The 19,186-nt window shown below is 59.0% G+C and carries 17 protein-coding genes and 4 tRNA genes; 15 read left to right on the forward strand and 6 right to left on the reverse strand.

The window, feature by feature from the left end:
- Window positions 1–194: 194 nt before the first annotated feature.
- From HYI44_RS24215 to HYI44_RS24235, 5 genes are all read left to right on the forward strand, one after another.
- On the forward strand, window positions 195–1,136 hold the full coding sequence (locus tag HYI44_RS24215) for a rhodanese-related sulfurtransferase (protein ID WP_225570713.1): 942 nt from the start codon (window positions 195–197) through the stop codon (window positions 1,134–1,136).
- A 40-nt stretch (window positions 1,137–1,176) separates the two neighbouring features.
- Window positions 1,177–1,779, forward strand: a complete 603-nt coding sequence (locus HYI44_RS24220; RefSeq protein WP_205895994.1) for a DsbA family protein — start codon at window positions 1,177–1,179, stop codon at window positions 1,777–1,779.
- A gap of 31 nt (window positions 1,780–1,810) precedes the next feature.
- Window positions 1,811–3,589, forward strand: coding sequence for an ABC transporter ATP-binding protein (locus tag HYI44_RS24225; RefSeq protein ID WP_225570749.1), 1,779 nt, complete (start codon window positions 1,811–1,813; stop codon window positions 3,587–3,589).
- A 105-nt stretch (window positions 3,590–3,694) separates the two neighbouring features.
- Window positions 3,695–6,154 carry an EAL domain-containing protein gene (locus tag HYI44_RS24230; protein WP_225570714.1) on the forward strand — a complete coding sequence of 820 codons (2,460 nt, stop codon included), beginning with the start codon at window positions 3,695–3,697 and terminating at the stop codon, window positions 6,152–6,154.
- A 78-nt stretch (window positions 6,155–6,232) separates the two neighbouring features.
- Window positions 6,233–6,994 carry a TenA family transcriptional regulator gene (locus HYI44_RS24235; RefSeq protein ID WP_263868979.1) on the forward strand — a complete coding sequence of 254 codons (762 nt, stop codon included), beginning with the start codon at window positions 6,233–6,235 and terminating at the stop codon, window positions 6,992–6,994.
- Window positions 6,995–7,081: 87 nt separating this feature from the next.
- Here HYI44_RS24235 and sugE read toward each other — a convergent pair whose 3' ends face one another.
- The 3 genes from sugE to rdgC form a co-directional block, all read right to left on the reverse strand.
- A complete protein-coding gene (gene sugE, locus HYI44_RS24240; protein WP_045061667.1) occupies window positions 7,082–7,396 on the reverse strand; it encodes a quaternary ammonium compound efflux SMR transporter SugE in 315 nt (104 codons plus the stop codon).
- A 119-nt stretch (window positions 7,397–7,515) separates the two neighbouring features.
- A complete protein-coding gene (locus HYI44_RS24245; protein ID WP_225570715.1) occupies window positions 7,516–8,481 on the reverse strand; it encodes a bile acid:sodium symporter family protein in 966 nt (321 codons plus the stop codon).
- A gap of 157 nt (window positions 8,482–8,638) precedes the next feature.
- Window positions 8,639–9,559 (reverse strand): recombination-associated protein RdgC, encoded by a 921-nt coding sequence (rdgC, locus tag HYI44_RS24250; RefSeq protein WP_045061665.1) that lies wholly within the window; start codon window positions 9,557–9,559, stop codon window positions 8,639–8,641.
- Between the two features lie 161 nt (window positions 9,560–9,720).
- On the opposite strand from rdgC, the gene HYI44_RS24255 reads away from it, so the two are divergent.
- The 9 genes from HYI44_RS24255 (at window position 9,721) to HYI44_RS24295 (ending at window position 13,271) form a co-directional block, all read left to right on the forward strand.
- A tRNA-Val gene (locus HYI44_RS24255) sits at window positions 9,721–9,796 on the forward strand.
- A 19-nt stretch (window positions 9,797–9,815) separates the two neighbouring features.
- Window positions 9,816–9,892: transfer RNA gene (locus HYI44_RS24260), tRNA-Asp, on the forward strand.
- Between the two features lie 197 nt (window positions 9,893–10,089).
- Window positions 10,090–10,165, forward strand: a tRNA-Val gene (locus tag HYI44_RS24265).
- A gap of 19 nt (window positions 10,166–10,184) precedes the next feature.
- Window positions 10,185–10,261: transfer RNA gene (locus tag HYI44_RS24270), tRNA-Asp, on the forward strand.
- Between the two features lie 297 nt (window positions 10,262–10,558).
- A complete protein-coding gene (locus HYI44_RS24275) occupies window positions 10,559–11,275 on the forward strand; it encodes an FKBP-type peptidyl-prolyl cis-trans isomerase (protein ID WP_045058067.1) in 717 nt (238 codons plus the stop codon).
- Window positions 11,276–11,567: 292 nt separating this feature from the next.
- A complete protein-coding gene (locus tag HYI44_RS24280; protein ID WP_225570716.1) occupies window positions 11,568–12,023 on the forward strand; it encodes a YkvA family protein in 456 nt (151 codons plus the stop codon).
- 127 nt (window positions 12,024–12,150) lie between these two features.
- On the forward strand, window positions 12,151–12,492 hold the full coding sequence (locus HYI44_RS24285; protein WP_045058155.1) for a helix-turn-helix domain-containing protein: 342 nt from the start codon (window positions 12,151–12,153) through the stop codon (window positions 12,490–12,492).
- Window positions 12,489–12,860: a hypothetical protein gene (locus HYI44_RS24290; protein ID WP_045058069.1), complete on the forward strand. Its 372-nt coding sequence runs from the start codon at window positions 12,489–12,491 to the stop codon at window positions 12,858–12,860. The genes HYI44_RS24285 and HYI44_RS24290 overlap by 4 nt, the downstream gene beginning before the upstream one ends.
- Window positions 12,861–13,271 carry a sel1 repeat family protein gene (locus HYI44_RS24295; protein WP_045058070.1) on the forward strand — a complete coding sequence of 137 codons (411 nt, stop codon included), beginning with the start codon at window positions 12,861–12,863 and terminating at the stop codon, window positions 13,269–13,271.
- Between the two features lie 38 nt (window positions 13,272–13,309).
- Here HYI44_RS24295 and HYI44_RS24300 read toward each other — a convergent pair whose 3' ends face one another.
- Together HYI44_RS24300 and HYI44_RS24305 are read right to left on the reverse strand one after the other, a co-directional pair.
- Entirely contained in the window at window positions 13,310–15,139 is a 1,830-nt protein-coding gene (locus HYI44_RS24300; protein WP_225570717.1) for a bifunctional diguanylate cyclase/phosphodiesterase, read from the reverse strand.
- A gap of 130 nt (window positions 15,140–15,269) precedes the next feature.
- A complete protein-coding gene (locus tag HYI44_RS24305) occupies window positions 15,270–17,351 on the reverse strand; it encodes a carboxy terminal-processing peptidase (protein ID WP_163019545.1) in 2,082 nt (693 codons plus the stop codon).
- A gap of 139 nt (window positions 17,352–17,490) precedes the next feature.
- Here HYI44_RS24305 and HYI44_RS24310 point away from each other — a divergent pair, with 139 nt between their 5' ends.
- Complete coding sequence (locus HYI44_RS24310) at window positions 17,491–18,453, forward strand: zinc-binding dehydrogenase (RefSeq protein ID WP_225570718.1); 963 nt, start codon at window positions 17,491–17,493, stop codon at window positions 18,451–18,453.
- 52 nt (window positions 18,454–18,505) lie between these two features.
- Here HYI44_RS24310 and HYI44_RS24315 read toward each other — a convergent pair whose 3' ends face one another.
- Complete coding sequence (locus HYI44_RS24315) at window positions 18,506–19,159, reverse strand: HAD family hydrolase (protein ID WP_122841375.1); 654 nt, start codon at window positions 19,157–19,159, stop codon at window positions 18,506–18,508.
- Window positions 19,160–19,186: the final 27 nt, after the last annotated feature.

The raw sequence follows: 19,186 nt of genomic DNA on the forward strand, positions 1-19,186 counted from the left end.
GCTGCAGGTGCACGGCTTGTGTGGGATCAAGGCTTGCCCGCGATAGCGTCCTCGAGATTGCCATCGCGGGCGAGCCTTGCTCCTACAGAAACCACATTTTTTTTGCTAGAATCCGCAACGCGCCGCTAACCCGGCGCGTTTTTTTTTGAATCCGGTTCACCCCTTACGAGGGTAGCCACCTGGAGAAACACCCGATGACACAACAGATTGTTGTGGCGGCACTGTACAAGTTCGTCACCCTGGAAGATTACGTCACCCTGCGCGAGCCCTTGCTGCAGGCGATGGTCGACAACGGCATCAAAGGCACGCTGCTGATCGCCGAAGAAGGCATCAATGGCACCGTATCCGGCAGCCGTGAAGGCATCGATGGGCTCATGGCCTGGCTCAAGAACGACCCGCGCATGGACGATATCGATCACAAGGAATCGTACTGCGACGAGCAGCCGTTCTACCGCACCAAGGTCAAGCTCAAGAAAGAAATCGTCACCCTGGGCGTCGAAGGCGTGGATCCGAACAAAAAAGTCGGTACCTACGTTGATCCAGAGAACTGGAACGCGCTGATCAGCGACCCTGAAGTGCTGTTGATTGATACCCGCAACGACTACGAAGTGGCCATCGGCACCTTCGAAGGCGCCATTGATCCGAAGACCACCAGCTTTCGCGAATTTCCAGACTACATCAAGGAACACTTCGACCCGGCCGTGCACAAGAAGGTCGCGATGTTCTGCACCGGCGGCATTCGTTGCGAAAAGGCTTCGAGCTACATGCTCAGCCAGGGCTTCGATGAGGTCTATCACCTCAAGGGTGGCATCCTGAAGTACCTTGAAGAGGTGCCGCAGGAAGAAACCAAATGGCAGGGCGACTGTTTTGTCTTCGATAACCGGGTCACGGTGCGCCACGACCTCAGCGAAGGCGACTACGATCAATGTCATGCCTGCCGCACCCCGGTGAGCGTGCAAGACCGTGCATCCGAGCACTACGTGCCAGGCATCAGTTGCCCGCATTGCTGGGATAAGCTGAGCGAGAAGACTCGCCGTAGCGCCATCGACCGGCAGAAGCAGATCGAACTGGCGAAAGCGCGCAACATGCCGCATCCGATTGGCTACAACTACAAGCAAACTCCTTCCGAGGCTTGATCCCATGTCTGCGCGCCGCCTGCTCTATGTGATGGACCCGATGTGCTCCTGGTGCTGGGGTTTTGCTCCGGTGGCCCAAGCCCTGGTCGAGCAGGCGCGCGCAGCCGGGGTTGAGGTGCATCTGGTAGTGGGCGGCTTGCGCACCGGTAGTGGTTCGGCGCTGGAACCGACCACCCGACGTTATATTCTCGAACACTGGCAGGCGGTGACTGATGCCACCGGCCAGCCGTTCAAGCTTGAGGGCGCATTGCCCGACGGCTTTGTCTACGACACCGAACCCGCGTGCCGGGCGCTCGTGACCGCGCGTGGCCTGGCAGCCGACTGTGCGTGGACATTGCTCGGTTTGATTCAGCATGCGTTCTACGCCGAGGGGCGCGACGTCACCCAGGCCAGTGTCCTGGTCGAGTTGGCGGAGCAGGCCGGGGTCCCTCGCATCGAGTTCGCCGCGGCATTTGACCGTGCCGACCAGCACGCCGCGACTGCCGCCGATTTCACCTGGGTCCAGGATCTTGGCATTGCCGGCTTCCCCACATTGCTGGCCGAGCGGGACGGGCAATTGGCGCTGCTGACCAATGGTTATCAACCGCTCAGCGAGCTGTCGCCATTGCTTGGCCGCTGGCTGGAGCGCGCCGCCTGTGCATGACCTGCCTGACGATGAACCCTCTCCCAAGCGTATGGATCGACTGAGCTGGGCCGAAATACGTCGCCTGGCCCTGCAGCATAAAAAAGCCTTGTGGATCGCCAACGGCGTAGCGGTCCTGGCCACTTTGTGCAGCGTGCCGATTCCCTTGCTGCTGCCACTGCTGGTGGATGAGGTGCTGCTGGGGCATGGCGATTCAGCGCTGAAGATCATGAACCACGCACTGCCGGAGCACTGGCAGAAAGCAGCGGGCTACATAGGCCTGATGCTGCTGGTCACCCTGAGCCTGCGGTGCGCCGCCCTGTTGTTCAACGTGGTGCAGGCGCGCCTGTTTGCAGCGCTGGCCAAGGACATCGTCTACCGCATTCGCTTGCGCCTGATCGAGCGGCTCAAGCGAATTTCCCTGGGGGAGTACGAAAGCCTTGGCAGCGGTACGGTCACCACGCATCTGGTGACCGATCTCGACACCCTCGACAAATTCGTTGGCGAGACCCTCAGCCGTTTCCTGGTGGCCATGCTGACCCTGGTCGGCACGGCGAGTATTTTGATGTGGATGCACTGGAAGCTGGCGCTGCTGATCATGCTGTTCAACCCGCTGGTGATCTACGCCACGGTGTTGCTCGGGAAACGGGTCAAGCACTTGAAGAAACTGGAGAACGACAGCACCTCGCGCTTCACCCAGGCACTCACCGAAACCCTCGACTCCATTCAGGAAGTCCGTGCCGGCAACCGCCAGGGCTTTTTCCTCGGTCGACTCGGGCAGCGCGCCCGGGAAGTGCGGGATTACGCAGTCACCTCGCAGTGGAAAACCGATGCGTCGAACCGCGCCAGCGGCCTGCTGTTCCAGTTCGGTATCGACATCTTTCGCGCCGCAGCGATGCTCACCGTGCTGTTTTCCGACCTGTCCATCGGCCAGATGCTCGCGGTCTTCAGCTACCTGTGGTTCATGATCGGCCCGGTGGAGCAACTGTTGAACCTGCAATACGCCTTTTATGCAGCCGGCGGCGCCCTGTCGCGGATCAACGAGCTGCTCGCCCGAGCCGACGAACCGCAATACGAGGGGGGCGTCGATCCGTTCCAGGGTCGCGAAACCGTGGGCATCGAAGTCCAGGGCCTGAGCTTCAGCTATGGCGATGAGCTGGTGCTGAACAAGATGAACCTGTCGATAGCGCCGGGGGAAAAGGTCGCGATCGTTGGTGCCAGTGGCGGTGGCAAGAGCACACTGGTGCAACTGCTGCTCGGCCTGTACACACCCCTGGCCGGTACCATTCGTTTCGGCGGTTCTACCCAGGAAGAAATCGGCCTGGAGACCGTGCGCGAGAATGTTGCCGTGGTCCTGCAGCATCCCGCGCTGTTCAACGACACCGTGCGTGCCAACCTCACCATGGGCCGCGAACGCAGCGACGAAGCCTGCTGGCAGGCCCTGGAAATTGCCCAACTGGATAACACGGTACGGGAATTACCCAATGGCCTGGACAGCATCGTCGGCCGATCCGGCGTGCGTTTGTCCGGCGGCCAACGCCAGCGCCTGGCGATTGCCCGCATGGTGCTGGCCGAGCCCAAGGTAGTGATCCTCGACGAGGCTACGTCGGCGCTGGACGCCGCCACCGAATACAACCTGCACCAGGCGTTGACGCGCTTCCTCAGTCATCGCACCACCCTGATCATCGCCCACCGGCTCTCCGCCGTGAAACAGGCTGACCGGGTGCTGGTGTTCGACGGGGGGCAGATCGCCGAGGACGGCGATCACCAGCAGCTGATTGCAGACGGCGGTCTGTACGCCAAGCTTTACGGGCATTTGCAGCAGCACTAGCCTCGTCAGCAGGGCTCTGACTTGCCGGGAGCGAGAACGCCCCCTAGTCTGGGGGTAGCGATCACGTCGGGATGATGATCTGGCAGTGCTAATGCAAGGGACCTCATGAATCAAACGCGGACTCTCGGAACTCCACGGTTGCTGGGCATCGTATGGCCTTTCATCGCCGTCGTGTTATTTCAGGCGCTGCTGGGTGGCTTCAGTCTATATGTGTTGTCTGCGGTTCGCGGCTACGTGGCCGGTGAAAGCCTGTGGTCCAAAGGCCAGAAAGACGCCATCTATTACCTGAACCTCTACGCGGAAAATCGCGACGAGGCGATTTTCCTCAAGTATCAGAACGCCATCGCCGTGCCCCATGGCGGCCATGAGCTGCGCCTGGCCCTCGATCACCAGCCGCCCGACCTCGAGGCCGCCCGGCTGGCGATCCTCAAAGGGGGCAATCACCCCGACGATGTGTCCAGCCTGATCTGGCTCTACCTTAATTTTCGCAATTTCAGCTATCTGGAAAAAGCCATCGACCTGTGGACAGTCGGTGACGACTATCTGGTGCAGCTCGATGAAGTCGCCAGCGAAATGCAGCAGCGCATGACCGACGGCCAGGCGTCGGATGCCGACGTCACTCGCTGGAAAGACCGGATTTTTGCGATCAATGACGGTGTCACGCCTGCGGCCAAGGCCTTTAGTGATGCGTTGGGCGAGGGCTCGCGAATGATCCTGCGCCTGCTGCTGGTGATCAACCTTGCCACCGCGCTGGGCCTGATTGCGCTGGCGTTGATGCGCACCCACAAACTGCTCAAGCAGCGCCACGCCTTTGCCGACGCCTTGCAGCTGGAAAAGGATCGGGCGCAGATCACCCTGCAATCGATCGGCGACGCCGTCATCACGACCGACGTCGACGGCGCAATTGCCTACATGAACCCGGCGGCCGAGGCGCTGACCCACTGGAAAGCCGAACAGGCCGCAGGTTTGCCGTTGGCGGCGCTGTTCAACTTGCTGGATGAAAATGCCCAGGCGGAAGGTTTCACCCTGATCGAACATATCCTCAGTGGTCAGCTCAGAGGCGGCAGCGAGCACTCCAAGCTGATCCAGCGCCTGGATGGCAGCACCGTTTCGGTGACATTGGTGGGCGCGCCGATCCGTAACGCCGGCAAGGTCAGTGGCACCGTGTTGGTACTGCACGACATGACCCAGGAGCGCCAGTACATTGCCAATCTTTCGTGGCAGGCCACGCACGACGCCCTGACCGGGCTCGCCAACCGCCGCGAGTTCGAGTTCCGCCTGGAGCAGGCCCTGCACAATCTGACGCGTCAGGCCGGGCGTCACTCGCTGATGTTTCTCGACCTGGACCAGTTCAAGCTGGTCAACGATACCTGCGGCCACGCGGCCGGTGATGAGTTGCTGCGGCACATTTGTGCCCTGTTGCAGTCAGGTTTGCGTGAGGGAGACACCCTGGCCAGGCTGGGGGGCGACGAATTCGGCATTCTGCTGGAAAACTGCGCGCCCGACGCTGCCGAGAAGATCGCCGACAGCCTGCGTCAGACGGTTCAGAACCTGCACTTCGTATGGAAAGGCCGCCCATTCGTGACCACTGTCAGCATCGGCCTGGTACATGTCACTCAGCATCCAACGACCCTGGAAGCCTCTCTGCGTGCCGCCGACATGGCTTGCTACATGGCCAAGGAGAAGGGGCGCAACCGCATTCAGGTCTACCACGCCGATGATTCGGAGCTGTCCCTGCGCTTTGGCGAGATGGCTTGGGTACAACGCCTGCATATGGCCCTGGAAGACAACCGGTTCTGCCTCTATGCCCAACAGATCGCGCCGCTCGGGCATGTAGAGGAGGGCGGTGGACATATTGAAATCCTGTTGCGTCTGCATGATGAAGCCGGGCGAATGATACTACCGGACAGTTTCATACCGGCGGCGGAACGTTATGGGCTAATGACTTCCCTTGATCGCTGGGTAGTGGAGAACGTATTCAAGATCATTGCGCAATGCATACAGGAAAATCACAAAGGTCCTTTGGCCATGTGTGCGATTAATCTGTCAGGCACTACTATAGGAGATGACGCATTTCTGAACTTCCTGCGTAAACAGTTTGTTGTTTACTCAATCCCTCCTGAAATGATTTGTTTTGAAATTAATGAAACCAGTGCGATATCAAATTTGGGGAGTGCGATTAGGTTTATCAATGAACTCAAAGGTTTAGGTTGCCATTTTTCACTTGATGATTTTTGTGCCGGAATGTCTTCATTCGCCTACTTGAAACATTTACCTGTAGACTTCCTGAAGATCGACGGGAGTTTCGTAAAGGATATGCTGGACGACCCGATTAACCTCGCCATGGTCGAAGTGATTAATCACATCGGTCATGTAATGGGTAAACGCACGATTGCCGAGTTTGTCGAAACACCACAGATCGAGCAGGCACTGCTTGAGATTGGGGTCGATTATGCTCAAGGGTATGTGATTGAACGCCCGCACCTGTTTACCTGTGAAAGTTTGCAGAGTCGTCCGGCGAGGCCTCAGCCTTTGTTATTCAAGGCGCCGGGCACCTTTCGCTGAAACATCTTGCCGATCCTTCAAATCACAATCAAAAGGAGCTCGACAGTGATCGACACATTCATCAGAACCGGACCTCTCATGGAAGCTGCAAGTTATCCGAACTGGGCACAACGCCTGATTCAGGACTGCAGCGAGAACAAACGCCGGGTGGTTGAACATGAACTCTATCAACGGCTGCGTGACAACAAACTCAGTGCGAAGACCATGCGCCACTACCTCATTGGTGGCTGGCCGGTCGTCGAACAGTTTGCCTTGTATATGGCGCAGAACCTGACCAAGACCCGCTTTGCCCGACACCCTGGCGAAGACATGGCGCGGCGCTGGTTGATGCGCAATATTCGAGTGGAGCTTAATCATGCCGACTACTGGGTGCACTGGAGCCGGGCGCATGGCGTAACACTGGAAGAGTTGCAGGCACAAACTGTTGCCCCTGAACTTCATGCATTGAGTCACTGGTGCTGGCACACCAGTTCGTCCGATTCGCTGATCGTGGCCATCGCCGCGACCAACTACGCCATTGAAGGGGCGACGGGGGAGTGGTCAGCGGTGGTCTGTTCCAATGGCGTGTATGCCGCCTCCTTCCCCGAAGAGGAACGCAAGCGCGCCATGAAGTGGCTGAAGATGCACGCCCAGTACGACGACGCCCACCCGTGGGAGGCGCTGGAAATCATCTGCACCCTGGCGGGCCTGAATCCGAGCCAGGCATTGCAGGCTGAGTTACGCCAGGCGATTCGCAAAAGCTATGACTACATGTACTTGTTCCTGGAACGGTGCATGCAGCTTGAGCACGCGGAACGGGCACCGGTCACCCGTGAGCGCATGGCGCTGGCGGAAAGTTGATCGACTGATACCTGCTGCAAAAAAATAGCCCGCCCCTGCTGTCCGATCGACAGTGGGAGCGGGCTTTTTCATAGCCGCCACGCTGGTTCAGGCGCTGATCTTGAGTCCGACCAGACCTGCGATGATCAGGGCGACACTGGCCAGCCTGAACAGCGCCATGGACTCGCCAAAAAGGATGATCCCGGCGATCACGGTGCCGACAGCGCCGACGCCCGTCCAGATGGCATAAGCGGTGCCCAGCGGCAGCTCCTTCATGGCAAGGCCCAGCAAGCCAAGGCTGATGGCCATGGCTGCAATGGTCAGGGCCGTGGGAAGCGGACGACTGAAGCCGTCGGTGTACTTCAGGCCCACGGCCCAGCCTACTTCGAAAAGGCCGGCGAAAAACAGAATGATCCAGGACATGTAAGACCTCCATCGATTGACGGGGTCGTCCCCAGGTAAATGACTCGATCGAGCCGCAAGGTCGTCCTCGCGATGCGCAGTATAGTGCCCATTATTAACCTGGGGATCAAGTTTCCGGCTCAGTCAGTGACTTGTCGCATGGCGGTCTCACGGTCCTGCTTTTCACTCATCCGCCGGAACCAGGTCGAGAGCAGCGCCCCTGAAATGTTGTGCCAAACACTGAACAGGGCGCTGGGCACCGCTGCCAGTGGCGAGAAGTGTGCGCTGGCCAGCGCGGCACCCAACCCAGAGTTCTGCATGCCCACCTCCAGCGCCAGGGATTTACGCTGGGCCAGTGGCAGCTTGAACAAACGGCCGGTGAAATAGCCCAGCAGATAACCGAAGCTGTTGTGCAGCATGACTACGGCCATGATCAACAGACCCGATTCGGCAATCTTGGCCTGGCTGGCAGCCACCACGGCGGCGACGATGATCACGATGCTGACCACCGAAATCAGCGGCAGTACTTCCACTGCGTGACGAACCCGCTCGCCGAGCACGCGCTGAGCCAGTACGCCGAGCACGATCGGCAGCAGCACTACTTGCAGGATCGACCAGAACAGCTCCATGAAAGACACCGGCAGCCAGGCCGAAGCCAGCAACCAGATTAACGCCGGGGTCAGCAGCGGGGCGAGAAGGGTGGTCACTGCCGCGATAGCCACCGACAGCGCCAAGTCACCGCGGGCCAGCCAGGTCATGACATTGGACGACGTGCCACTCGGGCAGCAGCCGACCAGAATGACGCCGACGGCAATTTCCGCCGGCAACTGGAACACCTGGCACAGTAACCACGCCATGCCGGGCATGATCACGAAATGCGCGACGACGCCCAGCGCCACGCGCCACGGGTGGCGGGCCACTTCAGCGAAGTCTTCGAGCTTGAGGGTCAGGCCCATGCCGAACATCACCAGCCCCAGCAGCGGCACAATGGCCACCTTGAGACCGACGAACCAAGCGGGCTGGAGGAATGCTAACACGGCGAAAATCACTACCCAGTAGGCGAAGGTGTTGCCGACAAAGCGACTCAATGCAGCCAGTGCGCGCATGGCCTGATCCTTATTGTATGAAAGCGTTAGGGAGCTAAGCATACGCTGCTTGCAAAAAAAGATCGCAGCCTGCGGCAGCGCCTACACGGGAAACGCATTCCAATGCAGGAGCTGCCGAAGGCTGCGATCTCTTTACAGGCGCTGCCGCTCTGAATGATCAGATTCCCTGGGGCGTCTCTTCTCCGCCCAATGCTTCCACCAATGCTGGCAGGAAGTCGCCGAAGGTGAGCATCATCAGGGTGAAACTGGCATCCAGCTGGCCGAGGGCTTCTTCGCCTCCGTCCTGTTCCGCCTGATCCTGCAGCAGGTCTTCGAACTTCAGGCGCTTGACCACCATCTTGTCGTCGAGGACGAAGGACAGCTTGTCCTGCCAGGCCAGCGACAGCTGGGTAACCACCTTGCCGGTGCTCAGGTGCAGCTGGATTTCTTCGCTGGTCAGGTCCTGGCGCTTGCAGCGCACGATGCCGCCATCTTCATGGGTGTCACGCAGCTCGCACTCGTCCAGCACAAAGAAGTCGTCCGCCGCTTTCTGGGTGGTGACCCATTCGGTCATCGTGGCGGTCGGCGACATCTTCACGGTCAGCGGACGCACTGGCAGTGTGCCAATAACTTCGCGCAAGGTGGAGAGCAGGTCTTCGGCGCGTTTCGGGCTGGCGGAGTTGACCAGGATCAGCCCCTGTTTTGGCGCGATGGCAGCAAAGGTGGACGAACGACGGATAAATGCGCGCGGCAGGAAGGCCTGGATGATTTCATCCTTGATCTGGTCGCGTTCCTTTTTATAGACCTTGCGCATTTGTTCGGCCTCGATCTCTTCGACCTTTTCCTTGACCGCGTCACGTACGACGCTGCCTGGCAGAATGCGCTCTTCCTTGCGGGCCGAGATCAGCAGGAAATCGCCGCTGACATGGACCAGGGGCGCATCTTCGCCCTTGCCGAACGGCGCAACGAAGCCATAGGTGGTCAACTCCTGGCTTGCACATGGACGCGCCTGTTTGGTGGCCAGTGCAGTTTCCAACGCCTCGGCATCAAAAGGCAGATCTTGGGTCAGGCGATAGATAAGCAGGTTTTTGAACCACATGGGGTGAGTCTCTCCTTATATGCAAAGGGGGGCATTATTCTCTTCGCGGTGCCATAGGCCAACCCTTCTCTAAGCCTTTGGAAGGGCTCGGAAAATTATTTTAAAAAGTGCTTGCCAGAGAGGGGGGTGCTCCGTAGAATGCGCGCCACACCGAACGTGAAGGGTGATTAGCTCAGCTGGGAGAGCGTCTGCCTTACAAGCAGAATGTCGGCGGTTCGATCCCGTCATCACCCACCATTCGCATTCAGTGTTACGCGCAGCGGTAGTTCAGTCGGTTAGAATACCGGCCTGTCACGCCGGGGGTCGCGGGTTCGAGTCCCGTCCGCTGCGCCATATTCGGTAATCTGGAATGCTGAACGCCAGGTCACCACGGAAAAGCCCGCTTAGGCGGGTTTTTTTCTGCCTCAAGTTTGTACGTTGTTCCTGCAGGGCGTGTCGTTTCACCAGTTTTCTGATTTATTTGAAAAATATTCAATTAAATCAACACATTGCGAAAACTTGTGGCATAATGCGTCCCGTAACGAAGCGAAGGGTGATTAGCTCAGCTGGGAGAGCGTCTGCCTTACAAGCAGAATGTCGGCGGTTCGATCCCGTCATCACCCACCATTCGTTTCAAGCGTTTCGCGCAGCGGTAGTTCAGTCGGTTAGAATACCGGCCTGTCACGCCGGGGGTCGCGGGTTCGAGTCCCGTCCGCTGCGCCATATTCGGTAATCTGGAATGCTGAACGCCAGGTCACCACGGAAAAGCCCGCCTAGTGCGGGCTTTTTTTCGTCTGCGATTTGGCTTTTGCCTTGTCAGCGTCATTGCACCAGCGCAAGACATTCGCCGCCGTGGGAAGTAGATGACAGAAGCTTCACCCGCCGAATGCCGAAATGCGTTACAACACCTGAACTTATCAGACGTTTCCTGCTCTCATGCCGGTAGCCATTGGTCGTGGCCGCCTGATAAGCTCGCGGCTTTATTCGATTGCCCTTTAGGCGCATGAACAAGGAAATAGCATGAAACAGCATCGGTTGGCGGCGGCGGTGGCCCTGGTTAGCCTGGTACTTGCGGGTTGTGATTCGCAGACCAGCGTAGAGCTGAAAACCCCGGCGCAAAAAGCTTCCTACGGGATTGGCCTGAACATGGGCAAAAGCCTGGCTCAGGAAGGCATGGATGATCTGGACTCCAAAGCCGTTGCCCAGGGCATCGAAGATGCCGTTGGCAAGAAAGAACAGAAACTGAAAGATGAAGAGCTGGTCGAAGCCTTCGCCGCGCTGCAGAAGCGTGCTGAAGAGCGCATGGCTAAAATGAGCGAAGAGTCGGCATCCGCTGGCAAGAAATTCCTCGAAGACAATGCCAAGAAAGCGGGTGTTACCACCACTGCTTCGGGCCTGCAGTACGAAGTCGTCAAAAAGGCCGACGGCGCCCAGCCCAAGCCGACCGACGTAGTGACTGTGCACTACACCGGAACCCTGACCAACGGCACCGTGTTCGACAGCTCCGTTGAACGTGGCAGCCCGATTGACCTGCCGGTCAGCGGTGTGATCCCGGGTTGGGTCGAAGGCCTGCAACTGATGCACGTAGGCGAGAAGTACAAGCTCTACATTCCTAGCGAACTGGCTTACGGCGCGCAAAGCCCAAGCCCGGCAATCCCGGCCAACTCGGTGCTGGTATTCGACCTGGAACTGCTGGCGATCAAGGATCCGGCAAAACAGGAAGACGCAGCCAAGTAATTTGCGTCTGTTGTGAACCAACGCCTCGCTCATGCGGGGCGTTGTTGCATTCGGGATTTAACGAACTCAAACAAAACGAACGGACGTGGCAGGATGCAGTCATAGCCATTGAAGGCGCCTGTGCTAGCTGCGCTGGGGCGCCAAGTCAATGAAATGTTGGGTTTTTTTATGTGAGTAAAAAACGCCCGATCTGAGCTCAGCCCTTATGAAACGGGGGCTTCAGCGACAAAATGCAGCTCTGTTCACAAGGTTATCCACAATTTGTGTGGATAACATTTCAGCGGGAGGAAATATGAAAGCACCCTGGAACTTTGCCCGTTTCCTGCCACTGGCCGGCCGGCTGCTTGCTCGGGGCCGTCTACCGACTTTGCTGTTCGCTGTCGCCAGCAAAGGTGCCAGTCAGGGCAACCGCCTGGGCAAGCTCAAGGAAGACCTGCGCCTGCTGCAGGCATTGTGCCTGGCCTATTGGCGAGGAGAGTACCGCGCGATCAGCCCCAAGGCGCTGATTTCGGTAGTGGCCGGCTTGATGTATTTCCTCAGTCCCGTGGACGCGATCCCCGACTTCATTCCCATGTTCGGGATGCTTGACGATATCGCCGTGCTGGCCTGGCTCATGAAAGTACTGGATGACGAGTTGTCTGCCTTTCGTGCCTGGCGCAAGCACCAATTGCCGGAGAAGCTGGCAGTGGTGGAGCGGCTGCCTGACACACCGGAGCAACTTCAGCTGCAAAACCGGAAAAAACCATGATCTGATAGAAAATCGTCCCTGTATTCATGCACCTCGTGACCGTGGTCCGCGACCGTGGTCGCTGTTAGGATTACACTTCAAGGGAAAAGTGCCGACTCGCAAAGTGTCGTTGTCCTACGGGGAAGTCATGGATATTCAGATAATCACACGCGAAGGCGAGCCCGAGTATGCGGTTCTGCCGTGGGCTCAGTACCAGGCTTTATTGAAAGCAGCAGGCATTGACCAGCCATCGCCGCGGGTCGCACCACAACCTCCCGTGGCAAACCCGGACCAGATTCTTCCAGGTCTGGATCAATTACGCAGTTTGCGCGAAGCAAAGGGCATCGCCATTGAGGCGCTCGCCCGCACGGTAGGCATCAGCCCGTCTTATCTGGCCTTGATTGAAAGTGGCGAGCGTCTACCCGACGCTGCGATTCGCCGCAGCCTGGCCTGGGAACTGACAGTGCCAGGGTGGAGGGACGAATCGTGACGGTACGCATCAGTCGTCAACATTGGGACGGGTTGCTGGGCGAACTGGATCAGGCGCGACGGCAGCGACATTTACTGACGTACCGCGCATTGCTGGAGCGATTGCAGCTGCCGACACCTGCCATGCAGACCCTGACTGCGGCACTTGAGCACCTGGCCGCACTGGACGCCAAGGCGGAACAGCCATTGCGCAGCTCGCTGGTGATCAGCCAGGGTGCCAGCCGCCTGCCACGTACCGGTTTTTTTGAATGTGTTGAACGCCTTGGGCGTTTTTCCGGGCCGTCGGATGGTGTGGCCGCCGCGTCCTGGCACGCTTCGGAGGTGGTTCGGGTGTTTGAGTACGAATACCCCGAATCGGCAGAGGCCTGAGTGTTCCTCAAGCTCAAGGCTCGGGCCGGTTACTGGCTGGCCCGCCGGCTGTTTCACTGGTCGTGGTTCGTGCGTCAGCCCCGGGGGTGGAGCTGGCTCGAAGGTCAGTTCGCACGCATGGCCAACCTGGGCGATGCAGGGGCGCAAAGCTTCTATGGGCACATCCTGGCCTTTCGTGGTGTCGGCCTGGGCGCTCGTGAGGAAGGCGTGCGATTGTTGCGTCTGGCGGCGTTGGCGGGGGATGGCAAGGCAGCGTATCAGGTAGGCGTGTTCAGTTTGGCCGGGACGGCGAGCAAGGCGCCGGATCCGGTTGAAGCGACGCGGTTCTGGAAGATTGCGGCGAAGGCCGGGCATCCCTTGGCTGAGATCAAGCTGCAGGAGTTGGCGTCTCGCGGTCCTTTGGATAATTAGTGTCTGGTCTGACGCCTTCGGGGCGAGCCCGCACAGATTTATGTGTCGCTTGCAAAATCCTTTACCAACACAGATCCCTGTGTGAGAGGGCTTGCCCGCGAAGGCGCCCGCCCGGACACCACCAGACTGTCAATCAGATACACGCTATACCCGGGTACATTCTTCGCATGATGTTTGGCCTGGGAAGCCATCTCCGCCAATTGACTCGCATCGAGTTGCGCGCATGCCTGAGGATGCAGGTGCACCACGCCAATCGACAATGACAGCAATGCAAACTCCTGGCGCACACCCTGCCGGTTTGGGGCGATAAAGCAGCCGGCCTCCAGGTGCTCGCTGCGGTAGAACCGCCGGCATTGGCTCTGGAAATCATCCACCAGCTGGTTCAAGCGTTTGCGCCAGTCTTCGGGACCAAGTACCAGCAAAAAATCATCGCCGCCGATATGGCCGACGAAGTCGCGGGAGGGGTCCACGCGGTCATTCAGGCATTGCGCCAGGCACAGCAGCACTTCATCCCCACGACCGTAGCCATAGATGTCGTTGAAGGGCTTGAAGCTGTCGATGTCCACGTAACAGATCACCGACTCACGTTGCTGCTGGAGCAAACGAGTGAGGCACTGCTGGATCGGCACGTTGCCAGGTAGCAAGGTCAGCGGATTGGCGTAGCGGGCCTGCTGAATTTTCAGTTCGGTGATCAGCTTCAGCACGTCGATTACCCGGCCCAGTCCCAGGTAGCCGCCATCGAGGGTAATGATGAAATCCTCTTCGATGCGCTGCCGCGCCCTGCTGGTGATCAGCCGGCTGACCTGCTGCAGCGATTGGGTCATCTCCACGGCTAGAAAGTCATCGCTCATCAGGCGGCTGATCGGCTTGCGGGCAAACAGGTCTGTGGCGAAGGGCTTGAGCAATGCGTCCGAGAGGGAATGCCTGTGGACGATGCCACAGGGGTGGCCCTGGGCGTCCAGTACCGCCAGCGAGTTCAGGTTGGCCTGGCGGCGAAAGGCTTCCAGTACCGTGGCTGTCGGCGTCTCGCGGGCCACTGCCGGTTGTTCGTTGAGCAAGGCGCTGAGGTCGCAACCTTCATCGTTCAGCGCCACGGCGCTACTGTCGTGTTTGGGCAGCATTTTGCGCGCATCCCTCGGCGGTTGCTCCTGAGGGCGGCACAGCAGATAGCCCTGGACTAGGTCGACCCCCATCTCCGTCAGCACTGCAAGTTCTTCCGCCAGCTCGATGCCTTCGGCGATCACCTGCGCACGGGAGGCCTTGGCGATTTGCAGGATCGAGCCGACGAATTCGCGTTTGAGCGCGTCCTGATGGATACCGTCAATGAAGTGCCGATCGATCTTCACGTAGTCCGGGCGCAGTTCCGACCATAGCCGCAAGCTGGAATACCCTGCGCCCAGGTCATCCAGTGCGATGGAAAAACCCATGGCCCGATAATGATGCAACGCGGTTTGTAACAGCTGGAAGTCATCAGTCGGGGTTTGTTCGGTCAGCTCGATCACCACCTGGCTGGGCGGAATCCCGAAATCCTGCAGTAACTGCAACGTGCGTCCGGGTTGATGCGCCGCTTCCAGCAGCGATTCCGGCGAGACGTTCAGGAACAGCTTGCCGGGGAGTTGCTGGTCATTGAAGCGTCGGCAGGCACTCTGGCGACAAGCGATCTCCAGCTCGCTCAGACGGCCTGCCTGGCGGGCCACGGCGAACAGTGCGAGCGGGGAGTGCAGCGGGCTGTTGGAGGGGCCGCGACTCAGGGCTTCGTAGCCGATCACGCGCTTTTGCGAGAGGCACACAATTGGCTGGAACAGGCTGTGCAATCCACCCTGAGTCAATATTGAACCCAGTGCGCTCAGCTGTTCGGTTGTGGTCATGGCAATCTCTGGCAAAAAAAAAGGACCGGACGAGCGCTTGGTCAAGCGCGCGTCCGGTCCCGTATTTCACGACAGATTGATGACTATTTGATGACGCTCCGCAGAGCGTCGCCGTTATATCGCCATTGTCCTAGTGCTTGGCCACCGCAGTATTGAGCTTCAGGTAGTCCAGCAGGATGCGACCGGTCTCGCTCAGATAAGCGTCGTCTTCCGGTTTGGTCTTGTCCGGCTCCGCCGCGAGGGCGTCTTCGTCTTCCTTCTTCAGCTCCTTGAGCGGCTCTTCGCCCTTGGCCTTGCGGCGGATGTTCTCCATCACCAGCTGCTTGTTTTCAATATCGGCGTGCTGGGCGCGGCGCTCGGCTTCATTAAGGCTGACGGTTTTTTCTTCCATCAGCTTCTGGGCCAGTGCCAGCTTGTCACGAATGAACACGAACTCGGCGTCCTTGCCCGAACGCAGGTCGTGCTCGGATTTGAGCTGCGCCAGGTAGGGCTTGAACGGGTCGGCTGCCGGCTTGATGGCGGCCTTGATGGTGTCCCATGGCATGGCCTCGGGCAGCGCGCTCTCACCGATTTCCTTGGTGTCGATGATCGACGGGTAGTCGATGTCCGGCAGAACGCCCTGATGCTGGGTGCTCTGGCCGGATACCCGGTAGAACTTCGCCAGGGTCAGTTTCAGTTCGCCATGGTTCAGCGGCTGAATGGTTTGCACGGTGCCTTTGCCGAAGGTCTGGCCGCCGATGATCAGTGCACGGTGGTAGTCCTGCATGGCGCCGGCGAAGATCTCCGAAGCCGAGGCCGACAAGCGGTTGACCAGCAACGCCATCGGGCCCTTGTAAAACGCGCCCGGGTTCTCGTCTTCCAGGACATCGACACGGCCATCGGCATTGCGCACCAGTACGGTCGGGCCTTTGTCGATGAACAGGCTGGTCAGCTCGGTAGCTTCCTGCAGGGAGCCGCCGCCGTTGTTGCGCAAGTCGATGACCACGCCATCCACTTTCTCTTTCTGCAACTCGGTCAGCAGCTTCTTGACGTCGCGAGTGGTGCTCTTGTAGTCCGGATCACCTGCACGGAAGGCCTTGAAGTCCAGGTAGAACGCTGGAATCTCGATCACTCCCAGCTTGTAGTCCTTGCCATCCTGCTTGAGGTTGAGGACCGACTTCTTCACCGCCTGGTCTTCAAGCTTCACCGCTTCGCGGGTAATCGGCACGATTCGGGTGGTCTGATCGTTCGGCGCATTGCTGGCCGGAATCACTTCCAGGCGCACCACGGTGCCCTTTGGACCACGGATCAGCTTGACCACTTCGTCCAGGCGCCAGCCCACCACGTCGACCATTTCCTTGTTGCCCTGGGCAACGCCGATGATCTTGTCGGCGGGTGCCACCAGCTTGGTCTTGTCGGCCGGGCCAGCGGGCACCAGGCGCACGACTTTCACCTGGTCGTTGTCACTTTGCAACACGGCGCCGATGCCCTCGAGGGACAGGCTCATGTTGATGTCGAAGTTCTCCGCGTTATCCGGTGACAGATAATTGGTGTGCGGGTCGTAGGACATGGCAAAGGTATTGATGTAGGCCTGGAAGATATCTTCCGCGCGGGTCTGGTCCAGACGCGCCAGTTGATTCTTGTAGCGCTTGGTCAGGGTTTCCTGGATTTGTTTGGAGTCCTTGCCCGCGATCTTCTGGCGCAGCACTTCGTCCTTGACGCGTTTGCGCCACAGGTCGTCGAGCTCGGCAGTGGACTTGAGCCAAGGTGCGTCCTTGCGATCGATCAGCAAGGTTTCCTTGGTCGTGAAGTCGATCTTGTCGACGCCCTTGTTCAACTCGGCAAGGGCAAAGTCCAGACGCGCCTTGACGCGGTCCAGATAGCGCTTGTAGATGGTGAACCCGGCGTTGAGGTCGCCGCTTTTGAGGAAGTCGTCGAACTGGGTCTTCCACTTGTTGAATTCGTTGATGTCGCTGGCCATGAAATAGCTGCGCGACGGATCCAGCAGCTTCAGGTAGCTGTCGTAGATGATCACCGAGCGCGCGTCGTCAAGCGGCGGCTTGCTGTAGTGATGGCGCTTGAGCAACTCGACGACGTTCAGGCTGGCGATCACTTCGTCACGATCAGGCTGAAGCTTGTCCCAGCTGTTGGCTGCAAACGAATTGGTCGACATCGGCAGCAGGCCGATACCAATGACTAGAGCTAGGGCGGTGCTGGGGAAAAAATGCTTCATGCTGATTCGACGCGGGGACAATTGATCACGCATATTAGGCCGTCTTTGAAGTCGCCGGTTCCACGAGGGCCGGTCGCATAATGCAAGAAAGCCCGACGCTACAGCTACGGGCTCAGTCCAGACTCACTATGGAGGCACTGTGAAAGCATTGCAAGGCGTGGAAGGTCAAGTGGTATGGGCGCAAGTGCCCAGTCCTACCTGTGATGTAGGGCAAGTTCGCATTCAAGTGTCCGCTGCGGGACTCAATCGGGCGGATTTGCTACAGAAAGCGGGACTGTATCCACCCCCTCCCGGGGCCAGTCATGTGCTGGGGCTGGAGTGTTCCGGAATCATCAGCGAGGTCGGCGCGGGGTCTTCATGGCAGGTGGGTGATCGCGTCTGCGCGTTGTTGGCAGGGGGTGGGATGGCCGAAGAGGTGGTTGTCGACGGGCGGCATGTGCTGCCGGTCCCGGACGGATTGTCCCTGACCGAAGCGGCAGCGCTGCCTGAGGTTTACGCCACTGTCTGGCTGAATCTGTTTCAACTTGCGGCGCTCAAACCCGGTGAGAAAGTTCTGCTGCATGCCGGAGCAAGTGGAATCGGTTCAGCTGCCATTCAGCTGTGCAAGGCATTTGGCAACCCGTGCTGGGTCAGCGTCGGGTCGAAAGAGCGTTTGGCCTACTGCGAGGCTCTGGGAGCCCAGGGTGGGGTGATCCGTGGCGATGACCTGGACAGCCTGAGCGACCTGGGGCCGTTCGATGTCATCCTCGATCCGGTTGGGGGCAATTACGCAGCGCTGAATCTCAAACTGCTGGCCAGTGATGGCCGCTGGGTCCTGATCGGCCTGATGGGCGGTCGGGAGGCCAAGCTGGACCTGGCCCAGGTGCTGGCCAAGCGCGTGCAACTGTTGGGTTCGACGCTGCGCGCCAGAGATGACCAGTTCAAGGCCGACCTGCTCAGCGACCTGAGTCAGCACGTCTGGCCGCTGTTTGCCGAAGGACGGTTGAGTCCGCAGTTGGCGAAGACTTTTGCGATCAAGGATGCCGAAGCGGCGTTTGCCGAGTTGGCGAGTAATACCGTGGCGGGGAAGGTGGTGCTGTTGATCGACGAGAGCCTCGCCTGACAACCCGCGACCTTTGGGAGCAAGGTTGACCTTGCTCCTGCAGGGTTTTGCGTTATTTCCAGAGATGGATCGGCCAGCCGGCTTTTTCGGCGTGCTCAAGCAACATCGGGTCCGGGTTCACCACGTGCGGGAAATCCACCTTGAGCAACAGCGGCAGGTCGTTACGTGAGTCCGAATAAAAACTCGCGCCTTCCAGATTCTCTTCTTCGGCATCCAGCCATTCCAGCAATCGGGTGATCTTGCCTTCGCGGTAGGTCAGGGTGCCGACGGTGTGGCCGCTGTACACGCCATGTGCGACTTCCAGTTCAATCCCGAGAATCTCGTCGATGCCCAGGCGATCGGCAATCGGCCTGACCAGATGGGTGCCCGAGGCGGAAATCACCAGGATCCGGTCGCCTGCCTTGCGGTGGGCGGCGATGGCCTTGGTGGCGTCGCTGAAGATGATCGGCTCGATAAAGTCTTCCACCCACGGTCCCACCAGATGATCGACCTCTTCGGGGGTGCGACCGATCATGGGTTCCAGGCTGAAGGTCATGTAATCTTCCATCCGCAGCTTGCCGTGGCTGTAAGCGTCCATCAGTTCGTTGTTCTGGCGCATGAACGACTCGGGATCGACCCAGCCCAGCCTGCCCATCTGTTCGCTCCAGAGGGTGGCGCAGTCGCCGTGAATCAAGGTTTCGTCCAGATCAAAAATTGCCAGGGCCATCAGTACGGTTCTCTCTTCAACATCAGC

The sequence above is a fragment of the Pseudomonas sp. Y24-6 genome (genome assembly GCF_020295325.1).
Taxonomy (GTDB): domain Bacteria; phylum Pseudomonadota; class Gammaproteobacteria; order Pseudomonadales; family Pseudomonadaceae; genus Aquipseudomonas; species Aquipseudomonas gregormendelii.

Coding starts and splice junctions, on each gene's coding strand:
- HYI44_RS24215 (WP_225570713.1), top strand. CDS start 195: ATGACACAACAGATTGTTGTGGCGGCACTGTACAAGTTCGTCACCCTG.
- HYI44_RS24220 (WP_205895994.1), top strand. CDS start 1,177: ATGTGCTCCTGGTGCTGGGGTTTTGCTCCGGTGGCCCAAGCCCTGGTC.
- HYI44_RS24225 (WP_225570749.1), top strand. CDS start 1,811: ATGGATCGACTGAGCTGGGCCGAAATACGTCGCCTGGCCCTGCAGCAT.
- HYI44_RS24230 (WP_225570714.1), top strand. CDS start 3,695: ATGAATCAAACGCGGACTCTCGGAACTCCACGGTTGCTGGGCATCGTA.
- HYI44_RS24235 (WP_263868979.1), top strand. CDS start 6,233: ATGGAAGCTGCAAGTTATCCGAACTGGGCACAACGCCTGATTCAGGAC.
- sugE (WP_045061667.1), bottom strand. CDS start 7,396: ATGTCCTGGATCATTCTGTTTTTCGCCGGCCTTTTCGAAGTAGGCTGG.
- HYI44_RS24245 (WP_225570715.1), bottom strand. CDS start 8,481: ATGCGCGCACTGGCTGCATTGAGTCGCTTTGTCGGCAACACCTTCGCC.
- rdgC (WP_045061665.1), bottom strand. CDS start 9,559: ATGTGGTTCAAAAACCTGCTTATCTATCGCCTGACCCAAGATCTGCCT.
- HYI44_RS24275 (WP_045058067.1), top strand. CDS start 10,559: ATGAAACAGCATCGGTTGGCGGCGGCGGTGGCCCTGGTTAGCCTGGTA.
- HYI44_RS24280 (WP_225570716.1), top strand. CDS start 11,568: ATGAAAGCACCCTGGAACTTTGCCCGTTTCCTGCCACTGGCCGGCCGG.
- HYI44_RS24285 (WP_045058155.1), top strand. CDS start 12,151: ATGGATATTCAGATAATCACACGCGAAGGCGAGCCCGAGTATGCGGTT.
- HYI44_RS24300 (WP_225570717.1), bottom strand. CDS start 15,139: ATGACCACAACCGAACAGCTGAGCGCACTGGGTTCAATATTGACTCAG.
- HYI44_RS24305 (WP_163019545.1), bottom strand. CDS start 17,351: ATGAAGCATTTTTTCCCCAGCACCGCCCTAGCTCTAGTCATTGGTATC.
- HYI44_RS24315 (WP_122841375.1), bottom strand. CDS start 19,159: ATGGCCCTGGCAATTTTTGATCTGGACGAAACCTTGATTCACGGCGAC.